General features: G+C 44.9%; 17 protein-coding genes. 3 read left to right on the top strand and 14 right to left on the bottom strand.

The genetic code is table 11. The features are described from left to right. Positions 1-6 precede the first annotated feature (6 nt). The 11 genes from acpS to rpoE form a co-directional block, all read right to left on the bottom strand. Positions 7-387: a holo-ACP synthase gene (gene acpS / locus E2K93_RS12080; protein ID WP_135439344.1), complete on the bottom strand. Its 381-nt coding sequence runs from the start codon at positions 385-387 to the stop codon at positions 7-9. Positions 388-401: 14 nt separating this feature from the next. After that, positions 402-1142: a pyridoxine 5'-phosphate synthase gene (pdxJ, locus tag E2K93_RS12075; RefSeq protein ID WP_135439343.1), complete on the bottom strand. Its 741-nt coding sequence runs from the start codon at positions 1140-1142 to the stop codon at positions 402-404. Next, entirely contained in the window at positions 1139-1897 is a 759-nt protein-coding gene (recO, locus tag E2K93_RS12070; protein WP_189637765.1) for a DNA repair protein RecO, read from the bottom strand. The genes pdxJ and recO overlap by 4 nt, the downstream gene beginning before the upstream one ends. A gap of 20 nt (positions 1898-1917) precedes the next feature. Beyond that, positions 1918-2829, bottom strand: a complete 912-nt coding sequence (gene era, locus E2K93_RS12065) for a GTPase Era (protein ID WP_135439340.1) — start codon at positions 2827-2829, stop codon at positions 1918-1920. Beyond that, positions 2819-3484, bottom strand: a complete 666-nt coding sequence (gene rnc / locus E2K93_RS12060) for a ribonuclease III (RefSeq protein WP_145988269.1) — start codon at positions 3482-3484, stop codon at positions 2819-2821. Before rnc ends, era begins: the two co-directional genes overlap by 11 nt. Positions 3485-3503: 19 nt before the next feature. Then, positions 3504-4424, bottom strand: coding sequence for a signal peptidase I (gene lepB, locus E2K93_RS12055; RefSeq protein ID WP_135439337.1), 921 nt, complete (start codon positions 4422-4424; stop codon positions 3504-3506). Between the two features lie 6 nt (positions 4425-4430). Next, a complete protein-coding gene (lepA, locus tag E2K93_RS12050) occupies positions 4431-6221 on the bottom strand; it encodes a translation elongation factor 4 (protein ID WP_135439336.1) in 1791 nt (596 codons plus the stop codon). A 217-nt stretch (positions 6222-6438) separates the two neighbouring features. Next, positions 6439-6942: a SoxR reducing system RseC family protein gene (locus E2K93_RS12045; RefSeq protein WP_135439335.1), complete on the bottom strand. Its 504-nt coding sequence runs from the start codon at positions 6940-6942 to the stop codon at positions 6439-6441. 64 nt (positions 6943-7006) lie between these two features. Beyond that, on the bottom strand, positions 7007-8017 hold the full coding sequence (locus E2K93_RS12040) for a MucB/RseB C-terminal domain-containing protein (RefSeq protein ID WP_135439333.1): 1011 nt from the start codon (positions 8015-8017) through the stop codon (positions 7007-7009). Positions 8018-8020: 3 nt separating this feature from the next. Then, a complete protein-coding gene (locus E2K93_RS12035; RefSeq protein WP_135439332.1) occupies positions 8021-8614 on the bottom strand; it encodes a sigma-E factor negative regulatory protein in 594 nt (197 codons plus the stop codon). Positions 8615-8758: 144 nt separating this feature from the next. Further along, positions 8759-9337 (bottom strand): RNA polymerase sigma factor RpoE, encoded by a 579-nt coding sequence (gene rpoE / locus E2K93_RS12030; RefSeq protein WP_135439331.1) that lies wholly within the window; start codon positions 9335-9337, stop codon positions 8759-8761. Between the two features lie 284 nt (positions 9338-9621). Here rpoE and nadB point away from each other — a divergent pair, with 284 nt between their 5' ends. Continuing rightward, the gene (nadB, locus tag E2K93_RS12025; protein WP_135439329.1) at positions 9622-11256 is read left to right on the top strand and encodes an L-aspartate oxidase; all 1635 of its coding nucleotides are present in this window, start codon (positions 9622-9624) and stop codon (positions 11254-11256) included. Between the two features lie 17 nt (positions 11257-11273). Here nadB and E2K93_RS12020 read toward each other — a convergent pair whose 3' ends face one another. Further along, positions 11274-11801, bottom strand: a complete 528-nt coding sequence (locus E2K93_RS12020) for a protein YgfX (RefSeq protein WP_323368256.1) — start codon at positions 11799-11801, stop codon at positions 11274-11276. After that, on the bottom strand, positions 11761-12012 hold the full coding sequence (locus E2K93_RS12015) for a succinate dehydrogenase assembly factor 2 (protein WP_135439326.1): 252 nt from the start codon (positions 12010-12012) through the stop codon (positions 11761-11763). The genes E2K93_RS12020 and E2K93_RS12015 overlap by 41 nt, the downstream gene beginning before the upstream one ends. A 169-nt stretch (positions 12013-12181) precedes the next feature. On the opposite strand from E2K93_RS12015, the gene ygfZ reads away from it, so the two are divergent. Together ygfZ and E2K93_RS12005 are read left to right on the top strand one after the other, a co-directional pair. Continuing rightward, positions 12182-13156: a tRNA-modifying protein YgfZ gene (gene ygfZ / locus E2K93_RS12010; RefSeq protein WP_189637764.1), complete on the top strand. Its 975-nt coding sequence runs from the start codon at positions 12182-12184 to the stop codon at positions 13154-13156. Between the two features lie 26 nt (positions 13157-13182). After that, on the top strand, positions 13183-13665 hold the full coding sequence (locus tag E2K93_RS12005) for an FKBP-type peptidyl-prolyl cis-trans isomerase (protein ID WP_135439324.1): 483 nt from the start codon (positions 13183-13185) through the stop codon (positions 13663-13665). Positions 13666-13880: 215 nt separating this feature from the next. Here E2K93_RS12005 and E2K93_RS12000 read toward each other — a convergent pair whose 3' ends face one another. Further along, positions 13881-14435: a YqgE/AlgH family protein gene (locus E2K93_RS12000; protein ID WP_135439323.1), complete on the bottom strand. Its 555-nt coding sequence runs from the start codon at positions 14433-14435 to the stop codon at positions 13881-13883. Positions 14436-14499 lie beyond the last annotated feature (64 nt).

Below are 14499 nucleotides of genomic sequence, written 5' to 3'. Positions count from 1 at the left end.
TGCTGTTTAACGGGAAAGCACCACAAACGCCATGGCGTAGTGCTTTTCATCGGACAAACTAATGTGCACTGACGCAACACCCATCTGCGTTGCAATTTGCTCAGCGCGACCGGTTAAGTGCAGTGTTGGTTGCCCCGAGTCAAGACTGACAATATCAAAATGCTGAAAGGAAACGCCGTCGGCAATGCCACGGCCAAGGGCTTTCGCCGCCGCTTCTTTGCCCGCCCAGCGTTTCGCTAAATAAGGTGCCTTAAAATTAAGAGACAGGTAGCGCTGATATTCACGCTCGGTCAGCACGCGTTTGGCCAGTCGCTCTTGCGCCGCCTCACTCATCGATGCAATGCGTTCAATTTCAACAATGTCATTGCCTATGCCCAGTACTGACACCTGCGTCTCCTTAATTATAGGTTTTGGCTACGAGCTTCAACCATCAAACGTTTCATATCGCGTACCGCTTTGTCCATACCATCAATGGCGGCACGGGCAATAATCGCATGACCAATATTTAGCTCAATAATATCTCTTATGGCAGCAATCGGTTTAACGTTAAAGTAATGCAAACCATGTCCTGCATTGACCTTTAAGTCCAAAGACACGGCGTAATCCACACCTTGCTCAATCTTCGCCAGTTCCGCCATTTGCTCAGCTTCCGTTTCTGCATCTGCATAATGACCGGTGTGAATTTCAATAAAAGGTGCACCACTTTGCTGACAGGCATCAAGTTGCGCGGTATCTGCATCAACAAACAAACTGACGGTAATACCTGCATCCGCTAAACGTTTAACCGCGGCGCTGACTTTATCCAGTTGCCCTGCGACATCTAAGCCACCTTCGGTGGTTAACTCTTCACGCTTTTCTGGTACTAGGCAAACAAACGCAGGTTTAATGCGACAGGCGATATCGAGCATCTCGTCGGTTACCGCCATTTCCAAGTTCATGCGCGTTTGAATGGTATGCGCCATCACGTCAACATCACGATCACAGATATGACGTCTGTCTTCTCTAAGGTGAATGGTGATACCGTCAGCGCCCGCATGCTCAGCAACAGCCGCGGCATGTGCCGGATCAGGATAGGTTGTACCGCGCGCCTGACGCAAGGTTGCAATATGATCTACATTAACACCTAATAAAATATCGTTCATTTTTTGCCTTTGTTTAAATGACTGGCGAACAAACTGCGACTGTGCAGTGGTTTATCGCCCAATTGTTGATTTAATACTTGTCGCATCAAACGCTTACACGTCAATAATACGTCTGGTTGGGATAAATTACCAAGCCCAATTTGTTGCAAGTGTGAGCTGGCATAGCGGGCTTCTTTGCGGTTATCCGCCACCACAAAACCACTTTGTGAGCGGTAATGATAAAATAATTCATTGCCTGATGAATAGCCGGCATCAGGCTGAGCAACCTGCTCATCTGTCGGCATGGCAACAGCCTCTGCCATCGGCTGTAACTCAGAGAAATCGATGCCCTGCCCTAACTCTTGCAACAAGGTCATTTCAAAACGACGCAATAATGGCTCCATCGCCTGACCATCAGCGAGGGCCTTTAGGGTTTGCGCGTAAAGATAGAAAAGTTCGTTAGCGGCTATATTTTCAGGAAGTAAGCGAACCAAAAGTTCGTTTAAATAAAAGCCGCTGTATAAATACTCTTGCTGCAGCATCAGGCTTTTTTCAGCGCGCTCTACTTTGGATAAGGTTTTTAGCGATGCATCGCCTTTGAGCTCAAGTTCGAGCGCTGCAAAGGGTTGCAGCTGCCCTGCTTTGGCATTCTTGCCACTGGATGAGGTATAGGCGATGACGCCGATATGGCCATCATTTTCGGTAAACAGATTGAGTAAGCGGCTGTTATCGCGATATGGTCTGGAATGCAGCAAATAAGCTCGCTGCAATTGCACTGGCTTACTCCTCATCTAAATTAACCGGAGTAATCGTCCCCGTAGCCCAAGCTACGCAGCGCACGCTCGTCATCAGCCCAACCGGATTTCACTTTAACCCAAGTTTCTAAATAGACTTTTCGCTCGAATAGCTCTTCCATGTCACGGCGTGCTTCACGACCAATAACTTTCATCTTTTCGCCTTTGTTACCGATCACCATACGCTTTTGTGAATTGCGCTCAACCAAAACTAAGGCGTTGATATGCAATATGCCTTTTTCATCGGAACGAAACTGCTCAATTTCAACGGTCGTTGAATACGGTAATTCGTCACCGGTAAATCGCATCAGCTTTTCACGCAGAATTTCTGACGCCATAAAACGAGACGAACGATCGGTAATGTAATCTTCTGGGAACCAAAAATCACTTTGCGGTAGGCTTTGCAGACAAATCTCACGAATGCGACCAACTTTATCACCTTTGGTGGCACTGATTGGTACAATTTCTTGGAAGTCATAGCGAGCTGCGAGCTGTTGCAGATGAGGTAATAACTCTTCCTTATCCTGAACATTATCGACTTTATTTACCGCAAGAATGGTCGGGCGCTTCGATTGCTGAATTTTGCCCAGCACCATTTCATCGTCATCAGTCCAATTCGTGCCTTCGACCATAAAGATGATCAATTCAACTTCGGCAATTGAACTCGATGCAGCACGATTCATTAAGCGGTTAATGGCGCGCTTTTCTTCTTGGTGTAAACCTGGGGTGTCTACCAATACCGCCTGACGATTGCCTTCGGTAAGGATACCAAGAATGCGATGACGGGTGGTTTGTGGTTTACGCGAGGTAATACTCACTTTCTGCCCTAACATGGCATTAAGTAGTGTGGACTTACCTACATTTGGTCGGCCGACAATTGCCACCAGACCACAGTAATTTTCATTATTTGACATTCAACTGCTCCAGCGCCTGCTCTGCGGCGGCCTGTTCAGCCTTACGGCGAGATGTGCCTTTGGTAATAATAGCATTTTTGATCGACTCGACCTGACAACTGACCGTGAACTGCTGATTATGAGCTTGACCACTGGTGTCGATAACGTCGTATTTAGGCAAGGCTAATTTTCGTCCTTGTAGGTATTCTTGCAAGCGTGTTTTCGGATCTTTTTGCGATTGTCCCGGACTAATTTGTGCCAGCCTTGGTGCAAACCAACTGAGCACTAAGTCGCGGCAAGTGTCCATATCAGAATCAAGGAACACCGCGCCGATAATAGCTTCTATGGCGTCCTCGAGTATCGAGTCACGGCGAAAACCACCGCTTTTTAGCTCCCCTGGACCAAGCACCAAACTTTCACCTAACTCAAAGTCGCGGCCAAGTTCTGCCAAGGTTACGCCTCGCACTAACGTTGAGCGCATGCGAGTCAATTCACCTTCCGATGCTTTCGGAAATTGATCAAATAACGCTCTGGCGATGATATAGCCTAAAATAGAGTCACCAAGAAATTCCAGGCGTTCATTGTTGTCGCCTTTGGCGCTGCGATGCGTCAGGGCTGTGACCAGTAACTTCTGGTCATTAAACTGATAACCTAGTTTTTTTTGCAGTTGCTGCATTAACAATGATTTGCTCAAGTTATTCAATACCGCCAATTCGAGAAAAACGCACGCCAGTTGGGATCCATGCCGGCAAGAAATCACTTTCATTGCGTTCAAAGTCAAAGCTCATCCAGATTGCTACCGCTTCACCTACTAGGTTTTCTTCAGGCACAAAGCCCCAGAAACGACCGTCAAGAGAATTATCGCGATTATCACCCATAACAAAGTACTCGCCTTCTGGTACCAGCCATTCGCCTTTATTGCGGCCAGGCTGATTGAAAAAGCGCATGGTTTGCGCCGGCGTGTTGTTGTTGATCAAAATCTCATGGGTTTTCTCACCCATGCGCGACTCATAACGAGTCAGTGCCATACCGTTGTGGAAGTATTCACCGGTTTGTTTAAAGTCGGTTAATACCTGCGTCATTTTCGGGCATGGTTGGCTTTTATCAACACACTTTGGCTGAATATATAGCGATTTGTTTTTGTAAATGATGCGGTCGCCTGGCAAACCAATAACACGCTTGATGTAATCTATTTGTGGCTGCATTGGGTATTTGAATACCACAACGTCGCCGCGCTCTGGTGCGCCCATTTCGACGAATTTATTTCTGGCGATTGGATCACGCAAACCATACGTGTGCTTATTCACCAGAATAAAGTCGCCATCCAATAACGTTGGCATCATCGAACCCGACGGAATTTGGAACGGTTCCCACAGGAACGAACGCAAAACCAAAACAAAAGCAATAACCGGAAATACCTGTACTGAGGTATCTATCCAAGCATTGGGCGTTAAAATTTTATCAACGGCAGCCTGATCTAAAGGCTGTGAGCACTGCTGCTGTGTCGCTTTGAGATTTTCTTTGCGTTTAGGTGCATATAGCATTTTGTCCAACACGTAAACAAAACCGGTGATCATTGTCACCACCACCAACAAAATTGAAAAATAGGCTGCCATATTGTTTTATTTCCCTAATTTTAATACTGCCAGAAACGCTTCTTGAGGTACTTCAACGTTACCTACTTGCTTCATGCGTTTCTTACCTTCTTTTTGTTTTTGCAACAATTTCTTCTTACGAGAAACGTCACCACCGTAACATTTTGCAATAACGTTTTTACGCAGTTGCTTGACCGTTGTTCTGGCAATAACGTTGTTACCAATTGCAGCTTGAATTGCGATATCAAACATTTGACGGTGAATCAGCTCTTTCAACTTGTCCACCAACTCACGACCTCGTGATACCGAATTGGTACGGTGAGTAATCATTGCTAATGCGTCAACGCGATCGCCATTGATTAGAATATCGCAACGCACCATGTCTGATGCTTGGAAGCGAACAAAGCTGTAATCCAACGATGCGTAACCACGACTGGTAGACTTCAATTTGTCGAAAAAGTCCATGACCACTTCGGCCATTGGCAATTCGTATTTAACGGAAACCTGATTGCCATGATAAGTCAGGTTTTTTTGCACACCACGCTTCTCAACACACAAGGTAATAACATTACCAAGGTGCTCCTGTGGTACCAAAATATTGGCCTCAACAATTGGCTCACGAATTTCATCGATGTTATTAACCGCAGGTAAATCACCCGGGTTATCTATGGTCAATACCTGACCATCTGTGGTCAAAATCTCATAGTTTACCGTTGGTGCTGTGGTAATAAGGTCAAGGTCGTATTCACGCGCCAAACGTTCTTGAATAATTTCCATGTGCAACATGCCAAGGAAACCACAACGGAAACCAAAACCAAGGGCACCAGAACTTTCCGGTTCAAAGAATAATGACGCATCATTCAGACTTAACTTGTTTAACGCATCACGGAAATTTTCAAAGTCATCAGAACTTATCGGGAAAATACCGGCGTATACTTGCGGCTTAACGGTTTGGAAACCCGGTAGTTGTTGCTCTGCCGGATGACGCGTTAAGGTCAAGGTATCACCAACCGGTGCACCATGAATCTCTTTGATACCCGCGATAATAAAACCAACTTCACCGGTTTTTAAAATGCCCGTATCGGTTTGCTTTGGTGTGAAAATTCCGACTTTATCAATGATGTGACTTTGACCCGTCGACATAACGGTCATCTTGTCACCTTTTTTGATTTCACCATTCACAACACGAACCAAGGACACAACGCCTTGATAGTTGTCAAACCAAGAATCGATGATCAGCGCTTGCAGATTATCTTCTGTCTCGCCAACTGGTGGTGGAATATTTGCAACAATGCTTTCTAGAACTTCTTCAATACCAATGCCGGTTTTTGCTGAACATTGCACAGCGCCAGTGGCATCAATACCAATAATATCTTCGATTTCTTCACTGACACGATCAGGATCGGCTTGTGGCAAGTCAATCTTGTTTAGAATCGGAACAACTTCCAAGTCCATTTCGATGGCAGTGTAACAATTGGCAAGGGTTTGCGCTTCGACACCTTGACCGGCATCGACAACCAACAGCGCGCCTTCACAGGCTGCTAATGAACGCGATACTTCGTATGAGAAGTCAACGTGACCGGGTGTGTCGATAAAGTTAAGTTGATAAGTTTCACCATCTTTGGCTTTGTAGTCTAAGGTGACACTTTGCGCTTTGATGGTAATTCCACGTTCACGTTCGATATCCATGGAATCAAGAACCTGAGCTTCCATTTCGCGATCCGCTAGGCCACCACAAAATTGAATCAAACGATCGGATAACGTTGATTTACCATGGTCAATGTGGGCGATAATTGAAAAGTTGCGTATATGCTTCATTTACATTAATTTTTTCATATTAGCTTTTAAGACCATAATATTTTTAAAGCGTTCGATTTAATCGACAAAAACCATTCTGGAGGTAAGATTTTGTCTCGCTATCGTCTTAAAATAGGTTAATAAATATTCTTAGCGCGAATTTTACATTAATTATCAACAGGGCGCTAATTAAAAGTTTGTAAGTATTTATTGATAAGCAACGCTGGCGAGGCGTTAATTAGATTGCTTTATCGCTGTTGGCGGGTTCAATTTTGACCTTTGTGATCAACTTGTCATGACAACGACGCAGTATTTTGGGTTGTAAGTTTTGCTGATTTAATTTGCCGCGCTGTTGTCGCCTAGCTAAAGACCAGCCCATATAGGCGCAGCTTAACGCCATCAATAATGCCCATGGCTCAGCCATACCAAGTTGCTCTACCAAATACAGTTGCGCCACGGCAGCGCCTAATATTAATGCCATTAATGGCCATAAATAGACCACCGCGGCACTGCTGATTAAAGATTTTTCATCAAGGGCGATAACCACTTCATCTCCGACCTGAAGATCGTTGATATCATGTTCAACGGTAAGCGTCATACGGCGATGAGGAAACGCTTTAGCAACCTGGCCACTGCCACAATTATCTTGTTGCTGACAGCCATGACAACTCGATTTCACCTGACTTTCAACGTCAGCACGAGCGCCATCAATACGGGTGACAAATGCGGTTTCTTCAATCATTAAGGTTTGTTTAGCCAGTTCGCGTTGTGTTGCAGATGCGCTAGTTTAACATAAAATCCGTGATTTAATTAAAAACCACGGACTCTGCAATATGCGCTGCTGTTTTCGCAGGGATTTTACCAATCACGGTTATTTCATGGCCTTCGCGTAACAAAGACAATAATACCGTCGCGCCAGTTTGATTTACCGTCGCCGCTCTTGGTTGTTCCGCACTTGGTGTAACGTACACTGAAACATCGACTAAGCCGTCGTTAAACATCATCGCTTGTACGCGCTCACCAATTTTGGCGATGTATCTAATTTGTGAGCTGACCTGCTCAAAGCCTTTGGGTAGATAGGTTACCGTCCACGGCAGACTCACGTCGGCGCTATTGTCGTTAACCAATTTAGGTAAGCTGATTTCCTGCATTTGTGCGAACAGTTCTGTGGCATCGTCTTTTAGTTGCAAATGGGTAAACTGAATCTGCTCTAAAATCTCAGCGTCCTTGGAGACGACCGCAATTTTCAACATCAAACCTGTTTCGGCGTCGAGCCATAGCCAGTAACCAAAGCGATTTTTATCTTTGCTTTCAAGGCGAATTAACTGCGCCTGACGTCCTAAAATGCGACTTTTGCCGACTAAGATAAATCGATAAGTCTGTTGCAATAGGCTGTAATCGGTATACAAAGACGCAGGTATCGGCCCACGAATCGTATTGCTTTGCACCGAATAGGGAACACGATCAGGTTCAAAGTAACTCACCGTTGAGTTATAACGGATTGCCTCTTGTCGAGCACCATTGAGTAAGGTGATCAACTCCAATTGCTCCCCTTCTTTGATGCCGTGAAGCCAACGGTATGGCTCAGCTCGGTTGTTGCGGACAACAACAAATGAGGTATCAAAATTGAGTGTACGCATCGCTTGATTTAAGCGTTCCATCCACTGCTGGGCAGTGGCTTTGCTTTCTTCGCTAGCGTCGTTATTCGGTTCGTTTTCTGATTCTGAGGTTGCAGGTTGTGGAAGAGAAGGCGCCTGCTCGGCATGCGCGTTGGCGGCCAGTAGCGCCGCCGTCAGGAAAATATAAAGTTTTTTCATTAATTAATGGCCAGCGCCTTCCGGATTAACGGTTTGTTGCTGCTCCGCAGTTTCGCTGTTTTGAATTTTTATTTGCAGTTGATGATCATTTAGCAATGACTGCAGCTTTTTGTGATGCTCGGCTGCTTGCTGGCGTTGTTCACCAATGCTTGGTTGTGGGTAGTTATAACTTACCGGGTCAGCGACACCACCAATAGGTAATGGTTGCCATACCTGAGTTGGAGTAAGTGGCTTATCATCGCTGGTATTGGCCTGTTGCACACCTAGCACCATCAAACCGGCAGCTGATGCGGCAATCGCCATTTGGCCGACAGGTTTGGCCAATTGAACAACCTTAGCTTTCGCCCACTGTTGTAGGCTTGAGGATTTTCTCGGAGCCAACACTGTAGGCTCGGCAGCAATTGCCATAGCAATGTCATCGGCCAATTCATTATCGATAAAATCAGCGCTTTCATTGCGCATGATATCACCATACAGCTGATAACGACCGTAGGTCTGCGCCAGTCTATCATCGTGTTTTAATTGATCGAGTGTATCTGTATCGACACTCTGCTCATCAAGTAACGATGATACTGTTTCAAACTTATTATCACTCATACCTATACTCACATATATAGTTGCTTAAATCATACTGCGTTTTCGTTAAAAAGTTAACCAGCAGTTTAGCAACCGTTACCTTTATTGTTATCTGCAAAGGCGATTTTGTCACCTTTGCACGCTAAATTTACACTCATTCGCTAGCTATCTTTGCATTAACGGACGAACTTTCTTATCAATTGCATCTCGAGCTCTGAAGATTCGTGAACGAACCGTGCCCACTGGGCAATCCATAACTTCGGCTATCTCTTCATAGCTCAGACCATCCATTTCCCTTAGATTAATTGCAATGCGCAATTCTTCAGGTAATTGCTCTATGGTCTTAAAAATCATTGATCTGATTTCTTCCGTTAAAAGCAAGCGCTCTGGTGATGCATTTTCTCTTAGGGCATCTCCGCTATCGTAAAATTCGGCTTCCTCTACTTCGACATCGCTGCCTGGTGGTTTGCGACTGCTTGCCATTAAATGGTTTTTAGCCGTATTCACCGCAATGCGATATAACCAAGTATAGAATGCACTGTCGCCCCGGAAGTTTGCTAAGGCACGATAGGCCTTTATAAATGCTTCCTGAGTTACATCAGCCACATCGGCCTGATTCTTTACATAACGCGACACCAGATTCATCACTTTCTGCTGGTATTTTCGAACTAACAGGTTGTAAGCGTTCTTATCACCCTGTTGAACCTGCTCTACCAACATCTGGTCGACATTCTGTTTGCTCATCCGAGCCGTTTCTCCTTACTTCTGACTGGCCAAGCCGTGCAACCTGTTACCCATTATTATTTGTTAACGTTCTGGGTGTGGCCACGGTACTACTTTGCTACTGGCTTTTATCAACTTAGCTTGTTGGCTCATCACAAACACATTGGTTAGGACTGGGCATTTTTGAAAAAGTTCGCTAAAGCTGAAATTTTTTTATTTTCGATGACCTATACTGTGTGTTTTTGCCTTTAGCGCTTAAAGTAAGTTAAAATTGCCTCGATCACAAGTAACGATAATAAAACCGTATGAAACAGCAACATAACTGCGATGTTCTGATAATTGGAAGTGGCGCTGCCGGAATGACTTTGGCATTGAAACTGGCTGCCAGCGCCGATGTCATTTTATTAAGTAAAGGGCCGATTAACGAAGGCTCTACTTTTTATGCCCAAGGCGGTATTGCCGCTGTTTTTGATGAAAACGACTCGATTGAATCCCATGTCGAAGACACTTTGATTGCCGGTAACGGTATTTGTGATCGTGATATCGTCTCTTTCACCGCACAAAATGCTAAGTCGGCAATGGAATGGCTTATTGATCAAGGTGTCGACTTTGATCAACAAACCGATGAGCTAGGACAAGCACAATATCACTTAACGCGCGAAGGCGGTCATAGCCACCGTCGCATTCTTCATGCGGCAGATGCAACCGGCAAGACAGTACAGCTGACATTAGCGGAGCGGGTAAGTAAGCATTCACGTATCCGTGTGTTTGAGCGTTTTAATGCCGTTGATTTGATTCAAAAAACAATTCAGGGCGAGCGCCAGTGCATAGGCGCCTATGTATGGAACCGTAACGCTGAAAAAGTAGAAGCGGTGCATGCGCAAAAGACCATCTTAGCGACAGGTGGTGCATCTAAGGTGTATCAATACACATCCAATCCAGACATTGCCAGTGGCGATGGTATCGCTATGGCATGGCGAGCAGGATGTCGAGTCGCCAATATGGAATTTAATCAATTTCACCCAACGTGCTTGTTCCATCCACAAGCCGGTACCTATTTACTTACCGAAGCCTTACGTGGCGAAGGCGCTATTTTACGCCGCCCAGACGGCTCTCGTTTTATGCCCGAATTTGATGAGCGTGCCGAACTTGCGCCTCGTGATGTGGTTGCGCGAGCGATTGATTATGAAATGAAACGTCTTGGTGCAGACTGTATGTACCTCGACATCAGTCATAAAGATGAAGACTTTATTAAGTCGCATTTTCCAACCATATATAAGCGCACCGAGAAACTTGGCTTTGATATGACCAAACAGCCACTGCCAGTGGTGCCTGCGGCGCATTATACCTGTGGTGGTGTAATGACCGACCGATTTGGCCAAACCGATGTCAGCAATTTATACGCAATTGGTGAAGTCTCATACACCGGTTTGCATGGTGCGAACCGCATGGCCAGTAATTCATTGCTTGAATGTGTGGTCTTTGCACGCTCTGCCGCTGAACAAATCAAAAACCAATTGAACGTCAAAGCCAAAATTCACAAAATAAAAGCCTGGGATGAAAGCCGTGTTGCCAACTCTGATGAAGAGGTTGTCATTCAACATAACTGGCACGAACTGCGATTATTTATGTGGGATTATGTCGGCATTGTTCGTACCACAAAACGCTTAGAACGAGCGCTAAATCGAGTCAATTTATTACAAACCGAGATTCACGAATATTATAAGAATTTCCGAGTCAGTAATAATTTGTTAGAGCTACGTAACTTGGTGCAAGTGGCTGAGCTGATCATCTTAAGCGCGATGGAACGCAAAGAATCGAGAGGTTTGCATTATACCCTTGATTATCCTGAGCAGTTTAGCGAGTCGGGGCCAACCATTTTAGCCAGCAATAATGGTGACATCGCCCAGCCAACAAAAGTAGACGACGCCAGTAGTTAACGACAATTACTGTTATTTTACTTGTCTAGTTTGTTTGCGGCCCTCGCTGCGCCAATCACTAAACGACATAAATGCCGATATTCAGCCAGAGATAGGGCATCGCGAAAGACATAATAGCGATGCATGGCATGCCCCTTCGACTCGCTCAGAGACGAGATAGATGAGGTAGACGAGGTAGAGGTTGTCTGGTGCAACAAAAGTAAGCAGCCATAAGGTAATACTCGACTACCAGGGGCAATGCTAAACTGTTGATCTAGTTTATGATCTAGTGCGCGTAAATGACCGGAATCATCGGCATAAAAAACACCGTTAAGGCTAGCGTTAGAGACGATATAAAAGCACATGGCGGCGCTGGTTATTGCCACAATAAACGCCATGGCAAATGTGATAGTCAAAGATTGTAACGGCTGGCTGGTTGCTAACAAGGCAAAGGTGGTGATAAAAAACCCGCTCATCACCACCGCTATAAATCGTCTCGAATTGACCGATTTTTGGAAATTAAGCTTATACTTTAACTCGCTTGAGAATGTGTTGTACCATGGCATTGAGTGCTTCATCCTTGCATTCCTCATGTCCCATAAACCAGGCAAACAACTCAGGATCGTCACATTCAAGTAAACGGTCGAAATCCACTTTTTGCTGGTCGTTTAAATTATCCCAGGCTTCGTCTACAAAAGGTAAAAACAGCACGTCTAGTTCCAACATGCCACGACGACAAGCCCAACGTAATCTTGCTTTGTTATGTGATAAAGACATTGTGCCCCCACTGCGAAGAGAAAAATTGGCGCTATTGTAGCCCTTGCTATGCTTTATGACTACAAATATCACCAACATCCTTGATTTTTATGACTATCGCCCCTATTAATAGCCACAGTAGTTAAACAAAGATAACCAAAGCAAGTTATCATAACCTTAGTATATGCCTATGAATCTTCAATCTCAGCACCCAGCGCTAGAGCAGTTACCCGAAAGTTTCGCCATCGTTGCCGATAATATCTCAGCGATTCGCGTTAGTGGTGATGATGCCAACAGCTATTTGCAAGGCCAGCTTACCTGTGACCTTAGTCAGCTCGTTGAAAAACAGCTATTAATCGGTGGTCATTGTGATGCCAAAGGCAAAATGTTTTCAGCATTTAGGCTTATCACCCACAATCAGGATCGTTTAATGATCCAAAGTAAAGGTTGTTTACCAAGCTCGTTAACGCAATTGCAAAAATACGGCGTATTTGCCAAAGTAGACATTAATGAAGCTGATGATTTAGCGTTTCTGGCGCTGGTAGGCCAACAAGGTGTGGCTTTTTTAGAGCAACAGTTTGGCAAAGTACCTGACTCGTTTAACCCGGTCGTTGCTGAGCATGGCACCAGTATTGTCTATCTTCCCGGCAGCCTTGACCGCTACCTAGTGGTGAGCGATAAAGCGCAACTGAACGATATTGCTAAGCAATGTCAGTTACCGATTTATGATCATACCTTGTGGACGGCGATAGAAATTCAATCGGGTTTTGTCCACTTAAATGAGCTAGCCGCAGGCGACTATGTACCGCAAATGGTCAATCTGCAATTGGTTAATGGCATCAGCTTTTCTAAAGGTTGTTATATGGGCCAAGAAACAGTGGCACGTATGAAATATTTAGGTAAAAATAAACGTGCATTATTTGCTTTGCAAGGTCATACCGACCAAGTTGTAACTATTGCAGATGACGCGATGCTAGAGCTACAAATGGGTGAAAATTGGCGCCGTGGTGGCAATATTATCAGTCATTATCAAGCAGACAGCGGTGAGCTATATATACAAGCGGTACTCGCTAGTGATACCGAGCAAGACGCGGTATTTCGCTTAAAAGAACACACGGATGTCACCTTTAAGCTGATGTCTTTACCTTATTCATTAGCCGAGTAACCGGCATAATTAACATTGGATCTAATATGAAAATTGCAAATAACAAAGTTGTCAACATGCACTACGCGGTTATGGATAAAGATGAAAACCTAATCGATAGCTCGTACGATCACAAACCATTGGCGTTTATCCATGGTTCAGGTTTCCTTATTCCAGGTCTGGAAAGTGCACTAGAAGGCAAGCAAGTTGGTGACAGCTTTATCGTCGATATTGCCGCTGAAGACGCATACGGTGAGCGCCATGACGGTTTAGTACAAACAGTACCTAAAGCGCTATTTGCTAGCATTGACGATCTTGATGTTGGTATGCAATTGCGTGCCCAAACGGACCAAGGCGAACAGACAGTTATCGTTATTGGTATGGACGAAGAAGAAATCACCGTTGATGGTAACCATCCTTTGGCCGGTATGGACTTGAAATTTGATGTTGAAATCATCGAAGTACGTGACGCCAGCGAAGACGAGCTAGCGCACGGCCATGTTCATGGTGAAGGCGGTTGTGGCCACTAACGCCATTACTTAAGTCATTACTTAGGTCATGCTTAGGTCATCAATGACGCCAGATAAACAGCTGAGCGCAGAATAAGTAAAAGGGGTGGTTCATCCACCACCTTTACAGCGTAACAACGCAGTTCACATACTAAAAAATCCCGTACAGGGTTACTGTACGGGATTTTTTCATGTGCTATTAATGCATCAACGGCTAGGCTAACGCACTAGCGATGTTAAGCATGGCCGACATCAGTCGATAAATGGCCTAAATCGATACCCAGTTTTTCTGCCGCTTTTTGCCAGCGTAACTCGACCGGTGTATCAAATAAAATTTCTTTATCTGCCGGTGTAATCAACCAAGAATTGTCTTTAATTTCCTGCTCTAATTGACCAGCGCCCCACCCTGCATAACCTAAGGTCACCAAAAATTGATCCGGTGCACTTTCTGTTCCTAAGGCTTCAAGAATGTCTTTCGAGGTGGTGATCATAATATCTGAGCTCAGTTCCATTGAGCTGTTCCAACCGCCTTGGCTATTGTGCAATACAAATCCACGGTCAGGTGCAACAGGACCACCGGCAAGAACCCGCTGCGTTAATCGGCCAGCGGTGACTTTTTCAGCGTCTATTTGTTTTAACAATTCACTAAGGGTTATGCGCACAGGTACGTTAATAACCAAGCCCATAGCGCCTTGGTCATTGTGTTCACAGATGTAGGTTACTGTCTTGTGAAAATAAGGGTCTTGCATGTTTGGCATGGCAATCAATAGATGGTTTTCCAAACTATCCATGTCCCCTCCTTAAATGCTAGGCATTGTGTTTTGAAATTATCTTATAGAGAGTATGACCGGCTAA

Source organism: Thalassotalea sp. HSM 43 (assembly GCF_004752005.1).
Lineage (GTDB): Bacteria > Pseudomonadota > Gammaproteobacteria > Enterobacterales > Alteromonadaceae > Thalassotalea_A.
The sequence above is the reverse complement of the archived record's forward strand: the minus strand, read 5'-3'. Positions and strand labels throughout refer to the sequence as shown.

What these genes read in the sequence shown, in the direction of transcription:
- E2K93_RS12005 (WP_135439324.1), top strand. Translation starts at nt 13,183, where the DNA reads ATGAAAATTGCAAATAACAAAGTTGTCAACATGCACTACGCGGTTATG.
- lepB (WP_135439337.1), bottom strand. Translation starts at nt 4,424, where the DNA reads ATGGCAGCCTATTTTTCAATTTTGTTGGTGGTGGTGACAATGATCACC.
- era (WP_135439340.1), bottom strand. Translation starts at nt 2,829, where the DNA reads ATGTCAAATAATGAAAATTACTGTGGTCTGGTGGCAATTGTCGGCCGA.
- ygfZ (WP_189637764.1), top strand. Translation starts at nt 12,182, where the DNA reads ATGAATCTTCAATCTCAGCACCCAGCGCTAGAGCAGTTACCCGAAAGT.
- E2K93_RS12015 (WP_135439326.1), bottom strand. Translation starts at nt 12,012, where the DNA reads ATGTCTTTATCACATAACAAAGCAAGATTACGTTGGGCTTGTCGTCGT.
- lepA (WP_135439336.1), bottom strand. Translation starts at nt 6,221, where the DNA reads ATGAAGCATATACGCAACTTTTCAATTATCGCCCACATTGACCATGGT.
- E2K93_RS12035 (WP_135439332.1), bottom strand. Translation starts at nt 8,614, where the DNA reads ATGAGTGATAATAAGTTTGAAACAGTATCATCGTTACTTGATGAGCAG.
- E2K93_RS12020 (WP_323368256.1), bottom strand. Translation starts at nt 11,801, where the DNA reads ATGCCATGGTACAACACATTCTCAAGCGAGTTAAAGTATAAGCTTAAT.
- E2K93_RS12040 (WP_135439333.1), bottom strand. Translation starts at nt 8,017, where the DNA reads ATGAAAAAACTTTATATTTTCCTGACGGCGGCGCTACTGGCCGCCAAC.
- nadB (WP_135439329.1), top strand. Translation starts at nt 9,622, where the DNA reads ATGAAACAGCAACATAACTGCGATGTTCTGATAATTGGAAGTGGCGCT.
- pdxJ (WP_135439343.1), bottom strand. Translation starts at nt 1,142, where the DNA reads ATGAACGATATTTTATTAGGTGTTAATGTAGATCATATTGCAACCTTG.
- E2K93_RS12000 (WP_135439323.1), bottom strand. Translation starts at nt 14,435, where the DNA reads ATGGATAGTTTGGAAAACCATCTATTGATTGCCATGCCAAACATGCAA.
- rpoE (WP_135439331.1), bottom strand. Translation starts at nt 9,337, where the DNA reads ATGAGCAAACAGAATGTCGACCAGATGTTGGTAGAGCAGGTTCAACAG.
- rnc (WP_145988269.1), bottom strand. Translation starts at nt 3,484, where the DNA reads ATGCAGCAACTGCAAAAAAAACTAGGTTATCAGTTTAATGACCAGAAG.
- E2K93_RS12045 (WP_135439335.1), bottom strand. Translation starts at nt 6,942, where the DNA reads ATGATTGAAGAAACCGCATTTGTCACCCGTATTGATGGCGCTCGTGCT.